The organism is Paraburkholderia sp. IMGN_8, assembly GCF_038050405.1.
Taxonomy (GTDB): Bacteria; Pseudomonadota; Gammaproteobacteria; order Burkholderiales; family Burkholderiaceae; genus Paraburkholderia.
Map to the genome: position 1 here is coordinate 2793723 of NZ_CP150901.1, position 20399 is coordinate 2814121.

General features: G+C 62.4%; 18 protein-coding genes. 13 read left to right on the forward strand and 5 right to left on the reverse strand.

The annotated features are described in order from the left end of the window. Position 1 precedes the first annotated feature (1 nt). Complete coding sequence (locus WN982_RS33715; protein ID WP_341316343.1) at positions 2–2182, forward strand: hypothetical protein; 2181 nt, start codon at positions 2–4, stop codon at positions 2180–2182. A gap of 44 nt (positions 2183–2226) precedes the next feature. Here WN982_RS33715 and WN982_RS33720 read toward each other — a convergent pair whose 3' ends face one another. Together WN982_RS33720 and WN982_RS33725 are read right to left on the reverse strand one after the other, a co-directional pair. Continuing rightward, a complete protein-coding gene (locus WN982_RS33720; RefSeq protein WP_341316344.1) occupies positions 2227–2778 on the reverse strand; it encodes a thioredoxin family protein in 552 nt (183 codons plus the stop codon). A 75-nt stretch (positions 2779–2853) separates the two neighbouring features. Then, the gene (locus WN982_RS33725) at positions 2854–5595 is read right to left on the reverse strand and encodes a glucosidase (RefSeq protein ID WP_341316345.1); all 2742 of its coding nucleotides are present in this window, start codon (positions 5593–5595) and stop codon (positions 2854–2856) included. Positions 5596–5779: 184 nt separating this feature from the next. Between WN982_RS33725 and WN982_RS33730 the strand changes: the two genes are divergently transcribed. Beyond that, the gene (locus WN982_RS33730) at positions 5780–6727 is read left to right on the forward strand and encodes a pseudouridine-5'-phosphate glycosidase (RefSeq protein WP_341316346.1); all 948 of its coding nucleotides are present in this window, start codon (positions 5780–5782) and stop codon (positions 6725–6727) included. Between the two features lie 230 nt (positions 6728–6957). After that, on the forward strand, positions 6958–7230 hold the full coding sequence (locus WN982_RS33735; RefSeq protein WP_341316347.1) for a hypothetical protein: 273 nt from the start codon (positions 6958–6960) through the stop codon (positions 7228–7230). A 756-nt stretch (positions 7231–7986) separates the two neighbouring features. Here the strand turns inward: WN982_RS33735 and WN982_RS33740 are convergent. After that, the gene (locus tag WN982_RS33740; RefSeq protein ID WP_341316348.1) at positions 7987–8259 is read right to left on the reverse strand and encodes a hypothetical protein; all 273 of its coding nucleotides are present in this window, start codon (positions 8257–8259) and stop codon (positions 7987–7989) included. A gap of 436 nt (positions 8260–8695) precedes the next feature. On the opposite strand from WN982_RS33740, the gene WN982_RS33745 reads away from it, so the two are divergent. The 6 genes from WN982_RS33745 (at position 8696) to WN982_RS33770 (ending at position 13364) form a co-directional block, all read left to right on the forward strand. Continuing rightward, on the forward strand, positions 8696–9577 hold the full coding sequence (locus WN982_RS33745; protein WP_341316349.1) for an RNA polymerase sigma-70 factor: 882 nt from the start codon (positions 8696–8698) through the stop codon (positions 9575–9577). Positions 9578–9765: 188 nt separating this feature from the next. Next, entirely contained in the window at positions 9766–10245 is a 480-nt protein-coding gene (locus tag WN982_RS33750; protein ID WP_341316350.1) for a carboxymuconolactone decarboxylase family protein, read from the forward strand. Positions 10246–10318: 73 nt separating this feature from the next. Further along, a complete protein-coding gene (locus WN982_RS33755; RefSeq protein ID WP_341316351.1) occupies positions 10319–10726 on the forward strand; it encodes a cupin domain-containing protein in 408 nt (135 codons plus the stop codon). Positions 10727–10833: 107 nt separating this feature from the next. Then, entirely contained in the window at positions 10834–11835 is a 1002-nt protein-coding gene (locus WN982_RS33760; protein WP_341316352.1) for a LysR substrate-binding domain-containing protein, read from the forward strand. A gap of 232 nt (positions 11836–12067) precedes the next feature. Further along, positions 12068–12823, forward strand: a complete 756-nt coding sequence (locus tag WN982_RS33765; protein WP_341316353.1) for an SDR family oxidoreductase — start codon at positions 12068–12070, stop codon at positions 12821–12823. Positions 12824–12848: 25 nt separating this feature from the next. After that, the gene (locus WN982_RS33770) at positions 12849–13364 is read left to right on the forward strand and encodes an Ohr family peroxiredoxin (protein ID WP_341316354.1); all 516 of its coding nucleotides are present in this window, start codon (positions 12849–12851) and stop codon (positions 13362–13364) included. A gap of 119 nt (positions 13365–13483) precedes the next feature. Here the strand turns inward: WN982_RS33770 and WN982_RS33775 are convergent, their stop codons facing one another. Beyond that, positions 13484–14011 carry a hypothetical protein gene (locus WN982_RS33775; RefSeq protein ID WP_341316355.1) on the reverse strand — a complete coding sequence of 176 codons (528 nt, stop codon included), beginning with the start codon at positions 14009–14011 and terminating at the stop codon, positions 13484–13486. A gap of 280 nt (positions 14012–14291) precedes the next feature. Here WN982_RS33775 and WN982_RS33780 point away from each other — a divergent pair, with 280 nt between their 5' ends. Continuing rightward, positions 14292–14789, forward strand: coding sequence for a DUF305 domain-containing protein (locus WN982_RS33780; RefSeq protein WP_341316356.1), 498 nt, complete (start codon positions 14292–14294; stop codon positions 14787–14789). Continuing rightward, positions 14786–16273, forward strand: coding sequence for a YncE family protein (locus WN982_RS33785; protein WP_341316357.1), 1488 nt, complete (start codon positions 14786–14788; stop codon positions 16271–16273). Before WN982_RS33780 ends, WN982_RS33785 begins: the two co-directional genes overlap by 4 nt. Positions 16274–16397: 124 nt before the next feature. Here WN982_RS33785 and WN982_RS33790 read toward each other — a convergent pair whose 3' ends face one another. Continuing rightward, entirely contained in the window at positions 16398–17282 is an 885-nt protein-coding gene (locus WN982_RS33790; RefSeq protein ID WP_341319505.1) for a LysR family transcriptional regulator, read from the reverse strand. 101 nt (positions 17283–17383) lie between these two features. Between WN982_RS33790 and WN982_RS33795 the strand changes: the two genes are divergently transcribed. Further along, on the forward strand, positions 17384–18265 hold the full coding sequence (locus tag WN982_RS33795) for a pirin family protein (protein ID WP_341316358.1): 882 nt from the start codon (positions 17384–17386) through the stop codon (positions 18263–18265). A 318-nt stretch (positions 18266–18583) separates the two neighbouring features. After that, on the forward strand, positions 18584–20395 hold the full coding sequence (locus WN982_RS33800) for an ABC transporter transmembrane domain-containing protein (RefSeq protein ID WP_341316359.1): 1812 nt from the start codon (positions 18584–18586) through the stop codon (positions 20393–20395). The last annotated feature ends 4 nt before the right edge of the window (positions 20396–20399 follow it).

Sequence of the window (20399 nt, forward strand, 5' to 3'; positions counted from 1 at the left end):
CATGAATCGCACGCTCGTCGCTGCAGCTGTCGGCATTTTCTTCTCATGGCAAGGCCTCGCATGGGCGGCACAGCTTGCCCCTTCACCGAACGCGAGCCCAGTATCCCCAACGCCGGCGTCGGGGCCGGACGTATGGGGCGATTCGCCGGCCGCGCAAGGCTCAGTCAAGTTGGCCCAGCCACCCGTTCCGCAGGGCCCCATCAAGCTCGGACAGCCGCCCGTACCGAAGACCGTCGCCACTGCGCATCCAGGAAAAGCGCCGCGAACCGAGGCGTCCGCCTGTACGAACCTTCCGGCGAAATGGGACCACGCGCAAGCACTCGCCGACGCCGGCCATGCGACGCAAGCCTATCCGCTCTATTTGGAACTGCTTCGCGCCTGCGCGGATCCCGGCGAACTTGCAGGTACGGCCTGGAAGGCCGCGAAAGCGCTGCCCGCGGCAGAGATGGATCGCATCCTCGCGGATCCCGTGTTTGACAAACCGTCGTTACGCAAGGTCCGCACCGACCTGCGGCTGCAGCGCATGTACTCGGAGAATACGGCAGGCGACTACGCCGGCGCACTGGCCTACTCGCGAACACTGCGCGCAGATTCGTCCGTGCAGCTCGACGCGTCGGCGCTGGAAGTGTCGGGCTGGCTCGAAGACCGCGCCCATGACGACAAGGCCGCAGAGCGTCTGTTTCGCGAAGCCTTGAAGAGCGCTAAAGATCCGGCGTCGGCGCGGCTCGGGCTGACGCTGTCGCTCATGCATCAGCAACGGCTCGCGGAAGCGGAAGTCGAATCGCGCGACCTGGCAACGCCGGAAGGCAAGCGTCTACACGGCGCCATCGCGCTTGCCCTCGCCAAGGACTCGGGCGACCCGGCGCAGGTCGACGCCGCGCTCAAGCTCGTCGGCGAGACGGGCGGCGCGACCGATCCGGCGACACGTGCGCTTGCAGGATGGGCTTTGCTCAACAGCCAGCGCCCGCAGCAAGCCGAACAGATCTTTGCGAAGCTCCATGAGGAAGCGCCCGACAACGAAGAATATTTACAGGGCCTCGCGTTTTCTTCCGCCGCAAACCGCGACTACCGGACGCTCAGTACGCTCGTGGGCAACAACGCCCCGGGAACTCCGCCGCTCGCCCGCCAGACGCTCGCGGAGCACGATGAACACCGTGGCCTGTACGATCAGGCGCGAGCCCTGACGGGACATCCCTCCGAGGGACAGGAACCGGCGCTGCAATCGGTGTTTACCGCCGACCGGAAATCCGGTACGGCCGGGCAGGACAAGCTGACCATCTGGACCATCCCGCAGCTGTCGGTCACGTTGTTGCCGACTCCGTCGTTGTCCGTGCGTATCGAGGGCGCGGCACTACGCCTCGATAACGGCCAGCAACACGCCTGGGGCAAGCTGCTGGGCGGCACGGTCAGGAGCGAACTCGGACAAGGGGTGCTGATCGCGGGCGCAACAGTCCAGGCGCCCGGTGAAGGCCCGACGCAGTTGTTCGGCAAAATTCAGTATCAGCAAATCGCCGAACGTGAGGACGAGTTCGTACGAGTCACCGCCAGCCGCGACGGCATCTACGATTCGCTTCGTGCCTTCGAGGGGGTGCCCTCGGGACCGGGGCCGGCCGCATCGTCCTCGCTCGAGATCGCTGCGCGTCAGGCGATCGGCAGAAGCGCATTTTATGTTGGTGAAACGCTATCCGGCGGCGCTGTCACCGCGAGCGGAACGGCGGTCAACCCGTTCTACGCCGCGAGTCTTTCGCTCACGCGAGACTTCCGCGCCAAAGGCTGGAGCTGGCTCAATGCCGGACCGGAGATACGCATCAGTTCATACCGTTACGATGCCAATCGGTATGACGGCCCCTACGCGGGCTACTGGAGTCCCAAATCGAACCGTGAGGCGGGACTCGTCTTCTACGCCCAGTCGGACGAGGGCGGCCGGTTCCTCTTCAAGACCGGTGGCCGTGTTGGCTATGCGACACGCGAGCTCCACACCGGCCGCGCGTCGGGGACGTTTGGCGAGGACACCACGACCATCGCCGGACTCGTTTCGCCACATGTGATCGTCGGCGCGGGCGTTGGCTACCGCGCCTCGCCCGGCTATCACGACATGAGCCTCTTTGCCTGGCTGAAAATTCCGTTCGAGCCACGCGGGCATCTTCGCGCCGCCGATCTTGTGACCCCGCGCGGGTTCTAACGCGTCAGGCTGGCTGTAAGCGAGATGCCCGATAGCGCGCAGCCTCACGCACTCTTCCACTTGATCGAGCATCCGAGCGCCGCATACTGCATGTCCGGGCCGACGCCGGTTTGCGCGATCTGCTGCATCGCCTCGAACAGTTCCCGGCGCGCGTCGGGAACCGGATCCTTGCGTGAAGCATCCAGCCTGCCGCGGTATCGCAACAGCAAGTTGGCGTCGAAGCCGTAGAACTCCGGCGTGCACACCGCGCCGTACGCCCGCGCAACCTGCTGCGTCTCGTCATGCAGATACGGGAAAGGCAACTGCCGCTCGGCCGCGAGCGCCACCATGCGTTTGAACGAATCCTCCGGATAGGCGGTGGCGTCGTTCGAGTTGATTCCCACGGTGCCGATACCCAGTGCCGCCAACTCGCGCGCTTCGCGCACGATCCGCGGTAATGCAGCCTGCACGTATGGACAATGGTTGCACATGAAGATCACGACGAGCCCTTTCGTGCCGCGCACGTCGTCAAGCGTATAGGTTCGCCCGTCCGTTGCGGGCAGCGAAAACGCGGGCGCGGCAAGGCCGAGTTCGCCTGCGGGAGATTCAGTAGCCATCGATTGCTCCTTGAATCACGGGGTCGAACAATTCATCGTGCGTTGTGCGTCAATAGCCTTCCAGCGACCGAAACGCTATCGAGCCATGGCCGGTGCGGTGTCTTCGGCCACTGGCGCGGCCACCGACGCAGCATCAGGCGCTACATGGGACAACTTCATCATGCGCGGCTGGAGCAGCAGCGCGACAAGCCCGCTCCAGCCGGTCTGATGCGAAGCGCCGACGCCGCGTCCGTTGTCGCCGTGAAAGTACTCGTGGAATAGTATGAGATCCCGCGAACGCGGGTCGGCTTGCAGCATCGGATAGGCCGCCATCACGGGCCGCACGCCTTGTGCATCTTTGAGAAAGAGCGTGGTGACGCGCCGTGCGAGATCGTCGGCAATCTCGCTCAGCGAAAAACGGTTGCCCGATCCCGTCGGATATTCGACGCGAAACTCATCGCCGTAGTAGCGATAGAACTCATACAGCGATTCGATCAGCAGGTAGTTGACCGGTATCCAGACCGGCCCGCGCCAGTTCGAATTGCCGCCGAAAACACGCGAGTCCGATTCGGCTGGCTGGTATTCAATGCACAAGCTCACGCCGTCATGGTCAAAGACGTACGGTGCATCGCGATGCACACGGGACAGCGCCCGTACACCGTGCTCCGAGAGAAACTCGTTTTCATCGAGCGCGCGGCGCAACAGCGATTTCATCCGGTGTCCGCGCAACAGCGAGAGCAGCGTGGTCTTGCCCTTGCCGGGTTCGGTCCAGCGCGACACCAGCTTTGCCAGATTCGGCCGATGATCGAGAAACCACGCCAGCCGTTCGCGCAATCCCGGCAGATGGCCGTACACCCGCTCCTCGAGCACGTGAACGGCGAAGAGCGGAATCAGCCCGACGATCGAACGAATGTGCATGGGCACACGGGTTCCGTCCGGAAGGTGCAGTACGTCGTAGAAGAATTCGTCGGGTTCGTCCCATAACCCTGTGCTGCAGCCTTCGCTGCAACTGACCGCTTCCGCGATATACAGAAAGTGCTCGAAGAACTTCACCGCGATTTCGACGTACGCGTTGTTCGTCATCGCCAGTTCGAGGCCGATCTGCATCAGGTCGAGCGCGTACGAGGCCATCCATGCCGTGCCATCGGCCTGATCGATGCGGCCGCCGGTCGGCAGCGGCGAAGACCGGTCGAAGATGCCGACATTGTCGAGCCCGAGAAAGCCGCCCTGAAAGATGTTGCGGTCATCCGCGTCCTTGCGGTTGACCCACCACGAGAAATTGAGCAGCAGCTTGTGGAACATGACTTCGAGAAACGCGTGATCGCCCACGCCCGTCACCTCGCGGTCGAGTTCATACACACGCCATGTTGCCCACGCATGAACGGGCGGATTCGCATCGCCGAACGCCCACTCGTAGGCGGGCAATTGCCCGTTCGGATGCATGTAGCGCTCTTTCACGAGCAGCAGCAATTGCTTCTTCGCGAAGTCGGGATCGATCATGGCGAACGCGACCGCATGAAACGCGAGGTCCCACGACGCGTACCATGGGTACTCCCACTTGTCGGGCATCGACACGATGTCGCCATTGCACATGTGCCGCCAGTCCGCGTTGCGGCCGCGCCTGCGTCCTTTCGGCGGCTTCGGTTGGCCGGGGTCGCCGTCGTGCCAGCGCGTCACATCGAACTGGTAGTACTGCTTCGTCCACAGCATGCCGGCGAGCGCCTGACGCTGCACGAGCCGCGCATCGGCGTCGGGGATGTCGTGCTGAAGCGCCGCATAGAACTCGTCGGCCTCCGCTTGCCGGCGCGCGAAGAGCGCGTTCATGTCGAGCGGCACGGCATCCGGAGCCGGTTCGGGACGCCAGCGCAGATACAGCACCGAGCGCTCATGAGGCGCGAACTGCTGATACGCATGCGCGGCGGCGCGGGTGCCCTTGTCGCGCCGGATTGCCTGCTCGTCGCCGTCGACGAGGTAGTCATTGAAGCCGTCCTTGAACGGCCCTACTCCATCGATGCCGAAAATGCGACGCACATTCGTTTCGTTTTCGCAGAAGATCCACTCGATTGGCTGTTGCGCCGACGCCGTCACGATCATCGTGCCGAGCGCGGGATTGCGCGCGACGACGCGCGCGCCCTCCTCTGTATTCGACTCCAGCGTGAGCGACGGCTTGCCGGGCTTGCCCGACCACGCCCATCTGTTGCGCGCCCAGAATTGCGGCAACAGATGAAGCGCCGCGCGCTGATCCGCGCGGTTTTCGACGGTCACGCGCATCACGATATCGTCGGGTGTGTGCTTCGCATACTCGACGCAGACGTCGAAGTAGCGGTTATCGTCGAACACGCCCGTATCGAGGATTTCGTATTCGGGCTGATCGGCGCCGCGCCGCAGATTTTCGTCGATCAGATCCTGGTACGGGTACGCGTCGTGAGGATACTTGTACAGCATCTTCATGTACGAATGCGTCGGCGTGCCGTCGAGATAGAAGTAAAGCTCCTTGACGTCCTCGCCGTGATTGCCTTGCGCATTCGTCAACCCGAAGAGCCGTTCCTTGATGATCGAATCGTGCCCGTTCCAGAGCGCGAGCGATACGCACCAGTCGAGCGGGTCGTTGCCGAATCCGGCAATGCCGTCCTCACCCCAGCGGTACATGCGGCTGCGCGCATGATCGTGCGGAAAATAGTCCCATGCGGTGCCGTATTCGCTGTAGTCTTCGCGAACAGTGCCCCATTGCCGCTCGCTCAGATAAGGTCCCCAGCGGCGCCATCGGTCGAGTTCCGGACCATGGAGCCGGGCACCTTCCTTCGACTGGAGCAGATTGATTGCGCGTAGCGGTGGCATGGAACCTCCCGACCCGACATCGACTATCCTACTCCGGGTCGACAGGAGCGAGCGTGCGCAGACCGGGCGGATCGCTTTTTGAGCAACCGGCGTGGTGGCAAACGGCGCCCCGTGCTTGCACAGCGACCCGTGGACCCACCTTGTGTTGCATACTTAAGCGAATCACACCGCCGAAAACATCGACATGGTTGCGGACCTTGCACACTCCTGGTTGACCTGCAGCGCACCTGTGGCCGCGGCACAGGCCGCTGGCCGCCCGCTCGTGGCGCTGGAATCGACCATCATCGCTCACGGCATGCCCTATCCGGAGAACGTTCGCACTGCGCGCGAAGTGGAAGCCTTGATCCGTGACCTGGGCGCCGAGCCCGCGACCATCGCACTGATCGGCGGGCGCATCCGCATCGGCCTTTCGGACGACGAGCTGGAACTGCTCGGCCGCTCGGACCAGGTACACAAGGTCAGCCGCCGCGACTTGCCGGCAGTGCTGGCCGGCGGCGGGCTCGGCGCCACGACAGTGGCCGGCACGATGATATGTGCCGCCCTGGCCGGCATCGAGGTCTTCGTTACCGGCGGCATTGGCGGCGTGCACCGGGGCGCGCCGGAAACCTTCGACATTTCGGCCGACCTGCAGGAACTGGCGAAGACCTCGGTGGCGGTGGTCTGTGCCGGTGCGAAGTCCATCCTGGACATCGGGCTCACGTTGGAATACCTGGAAACGCACGGCGTGCCGGTGCTCAGTTGCGAGCAGGACAATTTCGCTGCGTTTTACACGCGCGACAGCGGCTTTCGCGCGGACTTCAGGCTGGACGACGCGGCAGCGCAGGCACGCTTCATCCGCACCAAGTGGGACCTGGGCCTCGTGGGCGGCGTGGTGTTGAGCACGCCGGTGCCGGAAGCGGCAGCGATGAGGTTCGACGAGATCGACGCGCTGACTCAGCAGGCGCTCGCCGAGGCCACGGCGCAAGGAATCGCCGGTAAGGCCGTGACACCCTTCCTGCTGGCTCGCATCAAGGCACTGACAAGTGGACGCAGCCTGGCGACAAACATCGCGCTCGTGAAACACAATGCCGAAGTGGGGGCGAGGTTGGCGCTGGCGTTGGCGCACGCAGGGCGCGGGGCGGGCGTGGCGTAGACACAGGAACGTCCGCTCTCCACCAAACTTCGCGTCAGCTGCCAGAACGAAACGTACGAATTGTATGTGCAACAACAGCTAGCGCATTCTGGTCAGTCGCCGGCTGGACTTTCGCGACCGAAGGTATTCGACGATGCCCTTCGCCGCCATGCTGTCAGGGAGATGTACACTTTACTGTCAGGGGTATTCACAGTTTCGGAGCCGGTTGGTGCAGGCAGGCAAGGTCATCAATGAAAAGAATCTACGGATACAAGGGCTTTGAGGTCACCGTGGAGCTTGAACCGGTGTGGGAGACTGCAGGGAGCGTTACGCTATTGCCCCCGCGGGGTTTCATAGCTGTCGTACAAATCAGAACCGTGGGCGCCGTGGGCGCTACTCGCCCCGTGGTTGCGCCACTACGCCTCGCGGCGCCCTCCGAGCAACCGTTCGCGACGCAGGCCGAGGCACTCATGGCGGGGTATAGCGCTGGGCAACGGGTAGTGGACGATGCGCTCGCGCGCTGAAAACAGTTCGTTACTGGATGCTTCCGATTCGAGGCGTCTTCTCTCGACCGGGCGTACCCGTGACAGCGGCTTGGGGCGGCCTGATCACGGCCGCGTCAACCGACCCTTGTGGCCAGTTCGGCCCTGCACCTTTCGATCGCGACGCAATTGTTCTAGGATGGAAAACTCGAGGCGCCACAGTCGACGCGCCGAGCTACCACAAGGAGCGACATGCCATGCACGCTGATTCCGTGGAGTACAAGACATCGACGATCATGCCTCTAGCCTCAATTTCGATGCCTGGCTACGCAGCAACAGCGATAGTCACGCACCGGAACGGCAAACGCGAAGCATTGGGCATTCTTGGATACTTCGCATCCGAGAGCGCGGCATGCCGGTTTGCGGTTGAATACGCAAAAGCCCATATCGATGGTCGGCGACACCCGAGGCCGCCGTTTTCCCTTCGGTAAGTCTGCGCAGGCTGTTTGTGCCGTCGAAGTTAGCGACGCCGGATAGCTCGCGTAAGCGCTGAAGAGTTTCCGCATGTAAAAAAAGCCGCAGACATTGCTGCGGCCCGAAACACACACGTCGCGCAAGGGGCGCTGACGTTGGTTCCATCGTACACATCCGCGTCTCTGAAGCAATCAGGTATCTCGTCTGAATATATGCGAGAGGTCGCATTGCCGCATCTACCGTGGGGCGGGCCTAGGTTAATCGCGGCCGCAGGCGTTGCAGAATAGCCACAAGGCCAGTCACCAGGGTGATGTATCCGGACTTTTACTTGACCAGGGTCTTGGCCTGTATAGATGAATCAGTATCTGGGCTGGCGATGTTACCTTCGCGCGCGTCGATCCACTGAATCGCCCATTGCCGCGCAATCTGGATCGCCTCGTCCTGATTTTCGAACCAGGCAAGATTGCGCTCGATGTGCATTTCAGTGTCCGTGTCATCGTCAGGTGACGCGCGGATCAGTCGCGCGTGCGCAAAGAACTGACCAAGCGAGAAATCCGGGGTTGCGTCAATGACCCAGCCGCGGTATTCGAACTCCATGATTACCTCCAATACTTAGCTAATCGAGATTCGAACCGACAAAGCATGGATTCATCAGGCTGTATTCGCTAAACCTCCAAGGTTGAATTGCCGACGTCGGGGCCGGCGAGCAGGCAGCACGTTGTCTTCGGGCCGCAATACAGTTATAGATCCGCGCCAGTGCTTCTGCACATCGAGTGCCGCCTTCGCTCTCTACGCGGCTACTATTCAGCATGTGTTTCAATACGTTCGATCAGGAATTTCGACCGTGAAGCTCACTCATTGAGCGTGAATGCCCATCTATCGCCTTGACCAGTGGAACTGCAAGGGCTCCGATTTCTGTAGATCAAAAGGACAATGCCGAGCGTCTCAAGCGTTGTCCCATCCGTGGCAATATGCCACTGCCAGCACGCTGTTCGGGGCGGCGCTTGTGCCAAACGCAAGAGGAAGTCTGTTCATGGACGACAACGCGCATGCCTTTAACGGGCTCCGCCCCCGATTGCAGAAGATTGCCTATCGAATGCTGGGGTCCGTGGCCGAAGCCGAAGATATTGTGCAGGACGTCTGGCTGCGTTGGCATGCGGCGGCCCGCGAGAGCATCGATAACGCGGAAGCGTGGCTCGTCGCGGTCACGACACGGATGTCCATCGACCGTCTGCGCGCCGCGAAGATTCAGCGCGAACACTACACGGGCATCTGGTTGCCCGAGCCGCAGATGACCGACTCACCGGCTACACCGGAGGAGGTCACGGAGCGTGCAGACGACGTCTCCGTGGCATTTCTGATACTGCTCGAGCGGCTGACGCCGGAAGCGCGGGCAGCCTTCCTGCTACGCGAGGTCTTCGACGCGGACTACAGCGAAGTCGCCGATGCCATCGGCAAAACGGAGGCGGCGTGCCGGCAACTGGTCAGCCGCGCAAAAGCGCAACTACGCGACGAACGCCCGCGTTATGCGGTGCCGCGCGAGACGCATCTTCGCCTGCTGCGGACCTTCGCGCAGGCGCTGGAGCGCGGCGACTTCCCTGCGATCAACGTATTGCTGGCCGAAGACGCGATGCTGATCGGCGACGGCGGCGGAAAAGTCCCGAGCTTCCCGAAGCCGATGGTGGGCGGCCGGCGCATCGCGCAGCTTTTCTACGCGTCGTCGCTGCGTTACGGCAGCGAACTCAGCGTCAAGCTCGTGGTGCTCAATGGTCAGTGGGCACTGCTGCGCTTTATCGAAGGCAAGCTCGAATCGGCGCAGTCGATCGAAACGGACGGCGAGCGCATCGTTCGCATCCACGTGCAGCGCAACCCCGACAAGCTGGCGCGCATCGCGGCGGCATGCGCCAACGGTTGAACGCTGATATCTCTCCGGCGCGCATGCGCGGCGCATGTCGTCGATTGGTGCCGCGCGGGCAACACCGTGAGCCCGTTCGCATGCCTACCGCGACACGCCGCGTCCACCTACGATGACTTCGTGCGGCTCATTGCCGCTAACGGCACCCGCGAAGCGCGGGTGTTCACTCATCGTCGCAAGGAGAGATCATGACGCAGCGTATCAACTACGTTCAGCAATCGCCGGAGCTGTTCAAGAAGTTCCTCGAACTCAGCAATCTGCTGAAGGACAGCGCAATCGAAGAATCGATCCGTGACCTAGTGTCGATCCGGGCATCGCAGATCAATGGTTGCGGATTCTGCCTCGACATGCACGTGAAGGAAGCGCGCATCCACGGCGAGCGGGAACTGCGCATCCATCATCTCGCGACGTGGCGCGAGTCGACGCTCTTCGCGCCGCGCGAACGCGCCGCGCTCGCGTGGACGGAAGTGCTGACGAAGCTTCCCGAACACGGCGTGCCCGACGATCTCTACGAGCGCGTGCGTACCCAGTTCTCCGACAAGGAACTGTCGGACCTGACGTTCGAAGTGATGGCCATCAACGGATGGAACCGCGCGAATATCGCGTTCAAGACCGTGCCGGGTTCGTCCGACAAGGCATTGGGTCTCGACAAGGCAAACCTGGCCTGAACGGCGAGTTCTGCTGTCCTTCTTTGTCTTCGGCCCGCGCGTGCGGGCCGCGTCATTTGGGGAACACACCACCATGTTTCGCTTGAAATACACTGCACTGGCCATAGCCGTCGTCGTATGCACATTGATGGGCGAGGCCCGCGCCGCGACGCCCGCGGCAATCGTCACGCCGTTGATGACGAAGCCGCTCGACGACTATCCGGGCAAGGAAGCCTTGATGATCACCGTCGAGTACCCGCCGGGTGCCGTCGATCCTGTCCATCGGCATCATGCGCACGGGTTCATCTACGTGCTGGAAGGATCGATCGTGATGCAGGTCAAGGGCGGCAAGGAAGTCACGCTGACGCCCGGACAGACCTTCTATGAAGGCCCGAACGATATTCATACCGTCGGACGCAACGCAAGCCAGACCCAACCGGCAAAGTTCATCGTGCTGCTGCTGAAGGACAAGGGCGCGCCCGTTCTCGTGCCGGAGAAGTAAGCCCGAGCGCACGCCCACGCTTTCGCTCCAAAAAAAACGGCGGACGATGTCACAAACGGCAGCGCTGATACGTCTAGTCGCGTATGGACTCCACAACTCGCGCTGCCATGCCAGCTTACCCATCACGCCGCCCCGTCGCCGGCACCGACGATCCGTTCGCAAGCAGCTTTGCGACCAGTTACGCCGGCGTCGTTTCTTTTCTGGCCGTCGCCAATGAAGGCAGCTTTGCCCGCGCGGGCGATCGCCTCGGCATCGGCCGATCCTCGGTTAGCCGCAACGTGCAGAAACTCGAGGCCCAGCTCGACGCACGTCTCTTCCTGCGCACGACGCGAAGCACGTCGCTGACGCGCGAAGGCGAACTTTTCTACGAGAACTGTCAGCCGGGCATAGAGCGCATCGCCCAGGCGCTGGAAGACATGCGGGAGCTGCGCAACGGGCCAGCTCGCGGCCATCTGCGCATCGGCTCGACGCCCGGCTTCGGCCGCAAGATCGTCGCGCCGCTGCTGCGAGGCTTTCACACGCAATATCCGGAGATCGCACTGGAATTGCTGCTGAACGATCGCCCCGCCGACTTCGCAGCCGATCGCATCGACGTATCGTTTCGCGATGGACGCATGGAAGACAGCGGGATCGTGGCGCGGCAGCTGATTCCGATGCAGATGCTCGTCTGCGCATCGCCCGCCTATGCACGGATTCACGGCTTGCCGCGCCATGTCGACGAACTGGCGGGTCATCGCTGCATCAACGTCCGGACGGCGTCGGGCCGCGTCAGGGAATGGGAATTCAAGGTCGACGGTCTTGCGCAGCGGCGCCAGCCCGTCGCGCTGCACACGTTCAACGACGCGGATCTGATCCTGCAGGCGGTGCTCGACGGGCTGGGCATCGCGCAGTTGCCGGCTTATCAGGTGTGCGATCTGCTTGGCAAAGGGGAGTTGATCAGTTGTCTCGGGCAGCATGCAGCCGACGACGGCGGCCATTACCTCTGCTATCTCAGCCGCAAGCATCTTCCTGCCCGAATCCGTGTGTTCATCGACTATATGACCGAGCACACAAGAGCGCTCGACCTGCAGTGCGTGACGACGATGACGACGTTATCGACAGTCGAGTGACGGCACCTGAACGACGATGCGTTGATTGATGCTCCTCACGCAACACGGTGCGTCCCTCTGCGGCCCTACCGCATGACGCAATACACGCCTACGATGCTTCCTGTACGGACGGCACGCGAATCGCAGCCAGTCCGGCAAAGCACCGGCAAACCCATCCGCAAGGCGATGCAAAGCCGGAGTCGAAAAATTGGCAGCAGTTTGATCGCTGGGCACAGGCTCATGGAGAAAGATCATGAAGATTGTCGTGATTGGTGGCACAGGACTCATCGGCAGTAAAGTCGTCAAGGACCTGCGCGCGCGCGGTCATACCGTCGTTGCGGCGTCGCCCGCATCGGGCGTGAACACAATGACTGGCGAAGGCCTGAACGAGGCATTGACGGGCGCGAATGTCGTAGTCGATCTGGCCAACTCACCCTCGTTCGAAGATGCCGCGGTGCTCGAGTTCTTCGAGACGTCCGGCCGGAATCTGTTTGCTGCGGAGATTGCCGCGGGCGTACAGCATCACGTCGCGCTCTCCGTCGTCGGCACGGACCGTCTTGCGCAAAGCGGCTATTTCCGCGGCAAGATCGCTCAGGAGAAGCTGATCCGCGAATCGGGTGTGCCGTACACGATCGTCCATTCGACCCAGTTCTTCGAGTTTCTTGGCAGCATCGTGCAATCGGGTAGTGACGGCCAGACCATACGGCTGTCGCCTGCATTCTTCCAGCCGATTGCATCGGACGACGTGGCGGCCGCTGTCGCCGACTTCGCTGTCGGCACACCGCGCAACGGCGTCGTGGAGATCGCGGGTCCGGAACGGGTGCGGCTCGCCGACATGGTGCAGCGCTTCCTCTCGGCGACTCACGATTCGCGCAAGGCCGTCGAGGATGCAACCGCCCTTTACTTCGGTGCCGAGTTGCGGGACGACACGCTCGTCCCGGGCGCCAATCCGCGCCTCGGCACGGTGCATTTCGACGCGTGGTTCGCTCAGACACAAGTCGCGAGATAAGCGAGAGTCACCGACGAGGCGCGCCATGACCACATTGCGTCCACCGCCGCTGACGCTGCTCGACAAGTATCACGGGCAAGATAAGCAAACGCTGTACTCGACTACTGTCACCGTGACGGGCGGAGACGCGGATCACGGCCGCGCGTCGGGCATCGCGCGTTCCGATGACGGCCAGCTCGCAGTCGACTTGCGAATGCCGAAGGCGCTGGGCGGGCCTGGCGGCGGCACCAATCCGGAGCAACTGTTCGCGGCGGGCTACGCCGCCTGCTTTCATGGCGCGCTGAGTCTGCTTGCGGCACGGGCGGGTATTCCGATCCCCGGCGCTTCGGTCGAAGTCACGGTCGATTTCGGCCGCGACCCGATGGACGGCCTGTTCATCTTGACCGCGCATACCCGCATCCGCTTGCCCGGTGTCGAGCGTGCCGTCGCCGAGGAACTGGTGCGCAACACCGAACGCTTTTGCCCTTACACCAAGATGGCACGGCACGGAATTGAGAACGTCGTGGCGCTCATGCCGCCGGACGACTTTTGTCGATCCTGATCTGGCTGTTCAGGCGATGAGCCCGAGACGCTCGTTCACAAGAAGACGGCCACAGCCGCGCGAATTGACGCTAACGATCTGCGGCCGTTTTAACTAGCCGACTAACTAGCGGGAAGGCATCAGCCCGTCGCCGCACCCGTTCCACCCGCCTCTGCCTCCTTCCTCTCGAGGCGCAGATACATATCGGCCGCGACCAGCCCGAACACGATATGGCAGATGAAGCTCACCCACCCGCGGGCCTCCGCGAACCACGGGAAAAACGCGGTCATGCCGTAGAAATTGACCAGGTACACTGCCACGCCGAACAGCCCGCCGGCGAGCGACGCCATTCCGACGCTTGAATCGAGGCTGAACGGCGCCATGATCACTGCGAGAATGACGGCGAAAACGATCGCTAGCACGAAGTGGACGATCAGCGCCGCCAGCATGACACCGGCGGCGAACGTCGCAGGCTGTGCCAGCGCATCGCGGCCAAGGACGATCGCCGCGATCATCCGTGGCGGCCCCCATGGGCTCTGCCCGATCGCCCACATCGCGAGGATCTCGAGCACGAGGAACACGGCGCCTGCGACGCAGCCGCCGATCACCGCTGCGCGCCAGTCCGGCATGCGGCGCGCAAAATGGTGCGAATGCATGTGAAGTTCCATGATGACCTCCTTGAGCGCGGCAGATTCTCACCGCTCTCGCTAGCCATTTTAGGAAAATCTGCAAAAACGTGCTGCGGCGCCGCGGAAGCGACGCTTGACCATGCAGTCGGAGAGCTTTTCACAGACGGCGCCGGGCAATTTCCGCTACAGGGCCTTTTCTGCCTTCCAACAATCACAGCGCTGAACAACAAAATTAGTTCTCGACGTTCGGAATAAGTCGGCGCCCGTTGGGTTCACTCCATTGAAGCATGTGCCAACACGAAAAAGGAGGGACACCCTTATGCCAGTCTCGATCCGTCTGTCTGTCCCAGTGGTATTGAGCGCAGCCGTCGCGCTTGCCATGTCTGGAGTTGGAATACCCCCGTCGTTCGCCGCTGCACCGCAGGCCGCAAGCTCAGACGAAGCGCCGTTTCTTCAAGAGAATGACGCCGCGATGACGAAGATGATGGCCGACATGTCTATCAGGCCGACGGGCGATGTTGACCGGGATTTCGTCGCGATGATGGTACCTCACCACCAGGGCGCCATTGACATGGCACAGGCCGAATTGCGCTATGGACGCAACGAGCAATTGCGTCGCATCGCGCAGGAAATCGTCGTCGAGCAACAACAGGAGATCGTTGCGATGCACCTCGCGCTTGGTCAGCCCCTGCCGCCGTCGACACCCGCACCAGACCAGCAAGAGCCTGCTTCCTCATCCGCGGGGGACGCACACGCGATGTCCCACCACAGCATGCAGATGAACATGCTGAGCCACACGCAAAAGGAGCCGCAATGAAACACACGTCCCTTCTCACTTTGGCGCTGACCATTGCAGCACTGGCCGCAGCCCAGTTCGCATGGGCTGGACAGGCCCCTGGTTCGTCATCCGAACCAGATATTCCGGTCAGCCACCATGACCGCGTCTATGCCGCCGAGCAATTCTCGAACACCGTCTCCGTTATCGATCCGGCGGACAACAGGGTGGTCGGGGTGATTCGTCTGGGAGACCCGTCGCCAGGCAACTTCAGTCCGTTGTACAAAGGCCAGTTGCTCGTGCACGGCATGGGGTATTCGCCCGATCACCGCACAATTGCTGTGGTGTCCATCGGCTCGAACTCGGTCTCCTTCATCGATACGCAGACGAATGCCGTCAAGCACGTCACATACGTTGGGCGCTCGCCTCACGAAGCTTTCTTTACGCCTGACGGCAAGGAGGTTTGGGTGACTGTGCGCGGCGAAAACTATGTGGCCGTGCTTGACGGTACAACGTTTGAAGAAAAATCCCGGATCACCGTGCCGGCCGGCCCAGGCATGCAGATCTTCTCGCCAGACGGGAAGTATGGCTACGTGTGTTCATCGTTCAACCCCGAAACGAAGGTCATCTCGGTTGCTGACCACAAGATTGTCGGCACGGTGAAGCAGGCAAGCCCCTTCTGCCCGGACATCGCTGCGACCCCGGACGGCAAGCAGATATGGTTTACGCTCAAGGATGTGGGCAAAACCCAGGTGTTCGACGCGCGGCCGCCATTCGGGCTGATCAGGACACTCGACACGGGCCCGATTACGAACCATGTGAACATCGTGCATAACGCTAACGGTACGTTCGCCTATGTGACCGTCGGAGGCCTGAACCAGGTCAAGGTGTTCCGAACCGACGACTTCTCGCAGGTTTCGACGATTTCCGTCGGCAACCTGCCGCATGGGCTATGGCCGTCCGGTGACGGCAGCCGTATCTACGTCGGCCTTGAAAATGCCGACGCGATGACCGCCATCGATACGCTGACGAACAGGGTAATCGCGACCGTACCCATCGGCCAGGCGCCGCAGGCTGTCACCTATGTACCGAATGCGGTCCCGGAAGGAGACGGCACGCAAAATACGCAGCCGCTCGGTCTCGCCGGGCAGAGTACGCACCTGGTCCTCGTTCCCGTGGGCTCGGGCAAGTCGGCGGACGTCGCTAGCGCACCCACGACTGTCGCATTGTTCGACCAGGGTCTCGTGCAGGTCCTTCAGGCGGCCGTCACTGGCCTGCAGCCAAAGCAACCGTATGTGCTGGGCCTCGCAGACAACTCTGACGGCACCGGCAACATAGAAGCGCTGGCGAACTTCATGACCAATCCAGCGGGTTCTGCGATTGTGAATGCGCTCGGCCAGATCCGCCAGTTGGTCACGCCCGGCGTGGGCACTGCTGGCGACAGGCACCGCTACCTCGTGATTGCGCCGCAAGTTTCAGGCAAGCCGGGAGCACCGGTACAGGTGCAGGCACTGCTCGCGTCGTAGGTCAATCTCGATGCGTGCGTCACCGGCCCAGGCGGAGTTCGGTGACGCTTGAGTTTTGCGCCAGCGTGTCGGCTACGAATCGGACGATAACCCCAAAAATACCCCAAAAATCGCAGCAAGTAGCCTACTTCCCCAACTGTGCGATGAAGGCGCGCGCCGCCGGCCCTGGCGGCGCGTCCTTGCGGTAAACAACCTTCATCGGCATCACCGTATCGCGCGGCATACCTTCAATGCGAATCGTCACCAAGGTGCCACTTTCGAGATCCGCCTTGACCATGTGCAGGGGCATATGCCCCCAGCCCAGGCCCGCCTTCAGAAAGGCATACTTGGCCCCCAGATCCGCGAGCCTCCATGTCGAGGCGGACAGTACACCGAATTCGCGTCCCTGAGACAACGCGGTTCGGTCGCTGAGTACGAGTTGCACGTGCTTCTTGATTGCGGCAGCGGAAATAAGGCCTCGGAAATTTGCGAACGGATGAGAGGGGCTGACGACCGTAACGAGTTCAAGCTCGCGCAAGGATTCGACCTGCAGTTCGTCCGTCACGATTGGCAGAGTGCCAATCACGCCTATGGTGCAAATCCGATCCAGCACCAGCTTCATCACGCCACCCAGCGCCTCGACATAGAGCCGCAGCGGCGTGTACGGGTAATCCTTCTTGGCCTGAGCCGCCGCGCTCGTCAAGCTGTCCATTGGGTACATCACGTCCATCGCGACGGAGAGCTCGGGTTCCAGACCTTCTCGCATCGCGCGCGCTCGCGCCTTGAAGCCATCAATCGTGTCGGCCACGGAACGGGCGTCGAGCAGCAAGCTCTTGCCTGCGTCGGTGAGCTGCGGGTAACGGGCAGTGCGATCGAACAGCTTCACCCCGAGCTGTGCCTCGAGATTCGCGAGGGTCTGGCTGACCACCGATTGCGCGCGCCGGAGCTTTCGCCCGGCTGCTGAGAAGCTGCCTTCATCGACCGCCGCGATGAAGGTCCTAAGCTGGTCCAGTGTAACGCCGTCGAGCATATCCATCGCTCCACTCGATATATACGATCTAAAAATATAGGCTTTCAAGATGGAGTGCAGGCTCTTACCTTACGTGTATCGCGCTTTCTTGAGGTGGAGCCATGAACATCGACACAGCCGTACTCAACCCGATTCCTGAAACAATGCTGGCGCCGCGCCGGATCTCTTTTCGCACTGGTGGCCGTGCGCACGGCGGCATTACTCGCCTGGCCAGTCCCTCCGATATCGGGGAGTTGATCAAGCCTTTTGTGTTCCTTGATCACGCCGTGGTCGTGCCGACCGGCAAGCCGATGTTCGGGATGCACCCGCACTCGGGCATCGCAACGCTCACAACCGTGCTGAGTGGCGGGATCTCCTATAGCGACACGACCGGCAAGAATGGCGAACTTCCAGCCGGTGGCCTCGAATGGATGAAGGCCGGCAATGGTGTCTGGCACGACGGAAACATATTGCCAGGCGAAACCGTACGCCTCTTTCAACTCTGGGTCGCCCTTCCGCCCTCGCTGGAGAATTCGCCGCCGGAAAGCCAATACATCTCGCCGGCCCAGGTCCAGCGGGATGGGCCGGTTCGCGTCATCCTCGGCCGCTATGGATCTGCGGCGAGCGATATCCGTGCGCCCCAAGGCATCAACTATTTCCATGTCGAACTGAACGCTGGGGATACGTGGCGATACGTGCCGCCTGCCGGACACAACGTCGCGTGGCTGGCGATCGACAAGGGCCGCCTGAACGCATCCGAGCCGATCGAGGCCGGGGAACTCGCCGTGTTCGAGGAATCCGACGGGGCACCCATTGAGCTACATGCCGAGGGCGCGACGTCGTTCGTCATCGGCTCCGCTATCAAGCACCGCCATCCACTGGTTCTCGGTAACTACTCAGTGCACACGAGCACGGACGCGCTCGCGCAGGGCGAGGCCGAGATCCGCCGCATTGGCCGCGATCTGATCGCGCAGGGTCGCGTCATCCCGGTTCGACAAACTTGAACCTTTCGAGGAATCGACATGAACCCTCTCGACGAAACCATGCGCATCGGACGCCATACGCTGCGCAACCGCCGACGCGCCGCTCAATGCGCCGGAACGCGACACGTTCTTTTCCGACGGCCCCCAAGGCTATATCGACTACCCTGTTCTGGAGCAAACACGATGAACCCGGCAGATCGATAGCAGATCGGAGATCACGATGTTCCTGTTTATGAATCGCTCGGCGCTCCGTCAGTCAAACACGGAGCATGATGTAGATTCCAGAGGAGCCTGCGAGAATATTTGATTCACTCCCCCTCTAGCCGCTCAGGAATCCTCATGCCAGATGTCGCCCCGTCTACTGCGCGTATCAGTCCCCTGTTCGCCCTGTTGCCCTTCCTGCGCCCTTATGCCCGACGCTGGGCGCTTGCCTTCGTGGCGCTGGTGACGTCGGCGGGTGCGACCCTGGCGTTGCCGGTAACGTTCAAATATCTGATCGACCGGGGTTTCGCAGGCGGCGACCGGGCGCACATCGATCGCTATTTTCTGGCGCTATTCGCCGTTTCGCTGGTACTGGCCGGGGCCACGGCGCTGCGCTTCTATCTGGTGTCGTGGCTCGGCGAGCGGGTCACGGCCGACTTGCGGACGGCTGTCTACAAGCACGTGCTGGGAATGAGTCCGCAATTCTTCGAGAGCACGCAGAGCGGCGAGGTGCTGTCGCGACTTACCGCGGACACGACGTTGATCCAGACGGTGGTGGGCACCAGCCTGTCTATGGGGCTGCGCAACTTCTTCCTGCTTGCCGGCGGCGTGGCGATGCTGGCGGTGACGAGCCCTGTGCTGTCGGGCTACATCATGGCCACGCTGGTCGTGGTGGTTGCACCCATCGTCATTTTCGGGCGGCGCGTGCGGAGGCTCTCGCGTGCAAGCCAGGACAAGGTGGCGAACGCGAGCGCGCTGGCGGGGGAGGTGCTCAATGCCATGCCGACCGTGCAATCGTTTACGCAGGAGCCCCGCGAGGCGCGGCGGTTTGCTGGCATGGTCGATGCGGCATTCGAGACGGCGCTCAAGCGCATTCGGGCGCGCGCCTGGCTAACCGCCGTGGTCATCGTGCTGGTGTTCGCGGCTATCGTCTTCGTCCTGTGGCTAGGCGCGCAGGCGGTGCTGGCCGGGCAGATGACGGCTGGCCAATTGTCCCAGTTCATCCTTTACGCAGTGGTCACCGCCGGGGCTGTGGGGGCGGTCGCCGAGGTGTGGGGCGATCTGCAGCGGGCTGCCGGCGCCACCGAGCGGCTGCTGCAACTGCTGGCGGCGCGCTCGCCGGTGGCGCAGGCCGAAGCCGCGATCCGGCTGCCGACGCTCGGGGACGGCATCCGCTTCGACAACGTTAGCTTTTCGTATCCGTCCCGCCCCGGCATCGCCGCGCTCTCCGGCCTCTCGCTCGATGTCCGCCCGGGCGAGCATGTCGCGTTGGTCGGACCGTCCGGCGCCGGCAAGACCACCCTATTCCAACTGCTGCTGCGCTTTTACGACCCGCAAGCCGGCAGCATCCTCATCAACGGCGTCCCGACACGGCATGTGCCGCTTGCCGAGTTGCGCCGGGAAATCGGGGTGGTACTGCAGGAATCGGTGATCTTTTCAGGCAGCGTGCTCGACAACATCCGCTACGGCGCGCCCGAAGCCACACTCGCTCAAGTTCAGCAGGCCGCCGAAATGGCCGCCGCGGCTGGCTTTATCGAAGAACTGCCGCAACGCTACGACACGTTTCTCGGCGAGCGCGGAGTGCGGCTTTCTGGTGGACAGCGTCAGCGCATCGCGATTGCCCGCGCGATCCTGAAGAATCCACCCATCCTGCTGCTCGACGAGGCCACCAGTGCGCTCGATGCCGCCAGTGAACGACTGGTCCAACTGGCGCTGGACAATGCCGCGCAGAATCGCACCACGCTGGTCATCGCGCACCGCCTCGCTACCGTACAACAAGCCGACCGCATTGTCGTTCTGGAACAAGGCCGCATCGTCGCGCAGGGCCGTCACGCCGATCTCCTTCAGACCTCGCCGCTCTATGCGCAGCTTGCCGCCCTGCAGTTCGGCGAGCCGCTGGGGCAGACGGTGCAGCGCGGCGCTGTGCGCGATGACGTCGCCTCTGCGTGAAGAC

Coding starts and splice junctions, on each gene's coding strand:
- WN982_RS33715 (WP_341316343.1), top strand. CDS start 2: ATGAATCGCACGCTCGTCGCTGCAGCTGTCGGCATTTTCTTCTCATGG.
- WN982_RS33720 (WP_341316344.1), bottom strand. CDS start 2,778: ATGGCTACTGAATCTCCCGCAGGCGAACTCGGCCTTGCCGCGCCCGCG.
- WN982_RS33725 (WP_341316345.1), bottom strand. CDS start 5,595: ATGCCACCGCTACGCGCAATCAATCTGCTCCAGTCGAAGGAAGGTGCC.
- WN982_RS33730 (WP_341316346.1), top strand. CDS start 5,780: ATGGTTGCGGACCTTGCACACTCCTGGTTGACCTGCAGCGCACCTGTG.
- WN982_RS33735 (WP_341316347.1), top strand. CDS start 6,958: ATGAAAAGAATCTACGGATACAAGGGCTTTGAGGTCACCGTGGAGCTT.
- WN982_RS33740 (WP_341316348.1), bottom strand. CDS start 8,259: ATGGAGTTCGAATACCGCGGCTGGGTCATTGACGCAACCCCGGATTTC.
- WN982_RS33745 (WP_341316349.1), top strand. CDS start 8,696: ATGGACGACAACGCGCATGCCTTTAACGGGCTCCGCCCCCGATTGCAG.
- WN982_RS33750 (WP_341316350.1), top strand. CDS start 9,766: ATGACGCAGCGTATCAACTACGTTCAGCAATCGCCGGAGCTGTTCAAG.
- WN982_RS33755 (WP_341316351.1), top strand. CDS start 10,319: ATGTTTCGCTTGAAATACACTGCACTGGCCATAGCCGTCGTCGTATGC.
- WN982_RS33760 (WP_341316352.1), top strand. CDS start 10,834: ATGCCAGCTTACCCATCACGCCGCCCCGTCGCCGGCACCGACGATCCG.
- WN982_RS33765 (WP_341316353.1), top strand. CDS start 12,068: ATGAAGATTGTCGTGATTGGTGGCACAGGACTCATCGGCAGTAAAGTC.
- WN982_RS33770 (WP_341316354.1), top strand. CDS start 12,849: ATGACCACATTGCGTCCACCGCCGCTGACGCTGCTCGACAAGTATCAC.
- WN982_RS33775 (WP_341316355.1), bottom strand. CDS start 14,011: ATGGAACTTCACATGCATTCGCACCATTTTGCGCGCCGCATGCCGGAC.
- WN982_RS33780 (WP_341316356.1), top strand. CDS start 14,292: ATGCCAGTCTCGATCCGTCTGTCTGTCCCAGTGGTATTGAGCGCAGCC.
- WN982_RS33785 (WP_341316357.1), top strand. CDS start 14,786: ATGAAACACACGTCCCTTCTCACTTTGGCGCTGACCATTGCAGCACTG.
- WN982_RS33790 (WP_341319505.1), bottom strand. CDS start 17,282: ATGCTCGACGGCGTTACACTGGACCAGCTTAGGACCTTCATCGCGGCG.
- WN982_RS33795 (WP_341316358.1), top strand. CDS start 17,384: ATGAACATCGACACAGCCGTACTCAACCCGATTCCTGAAACAATGCTG.
- WN982_RS33800 (WP_341316359.1), top strand. CDS start 18,584: ATGCCAGATGTCGCCCCGTCTACTGCGCGTATCAGTCCCCTGTTCGCC.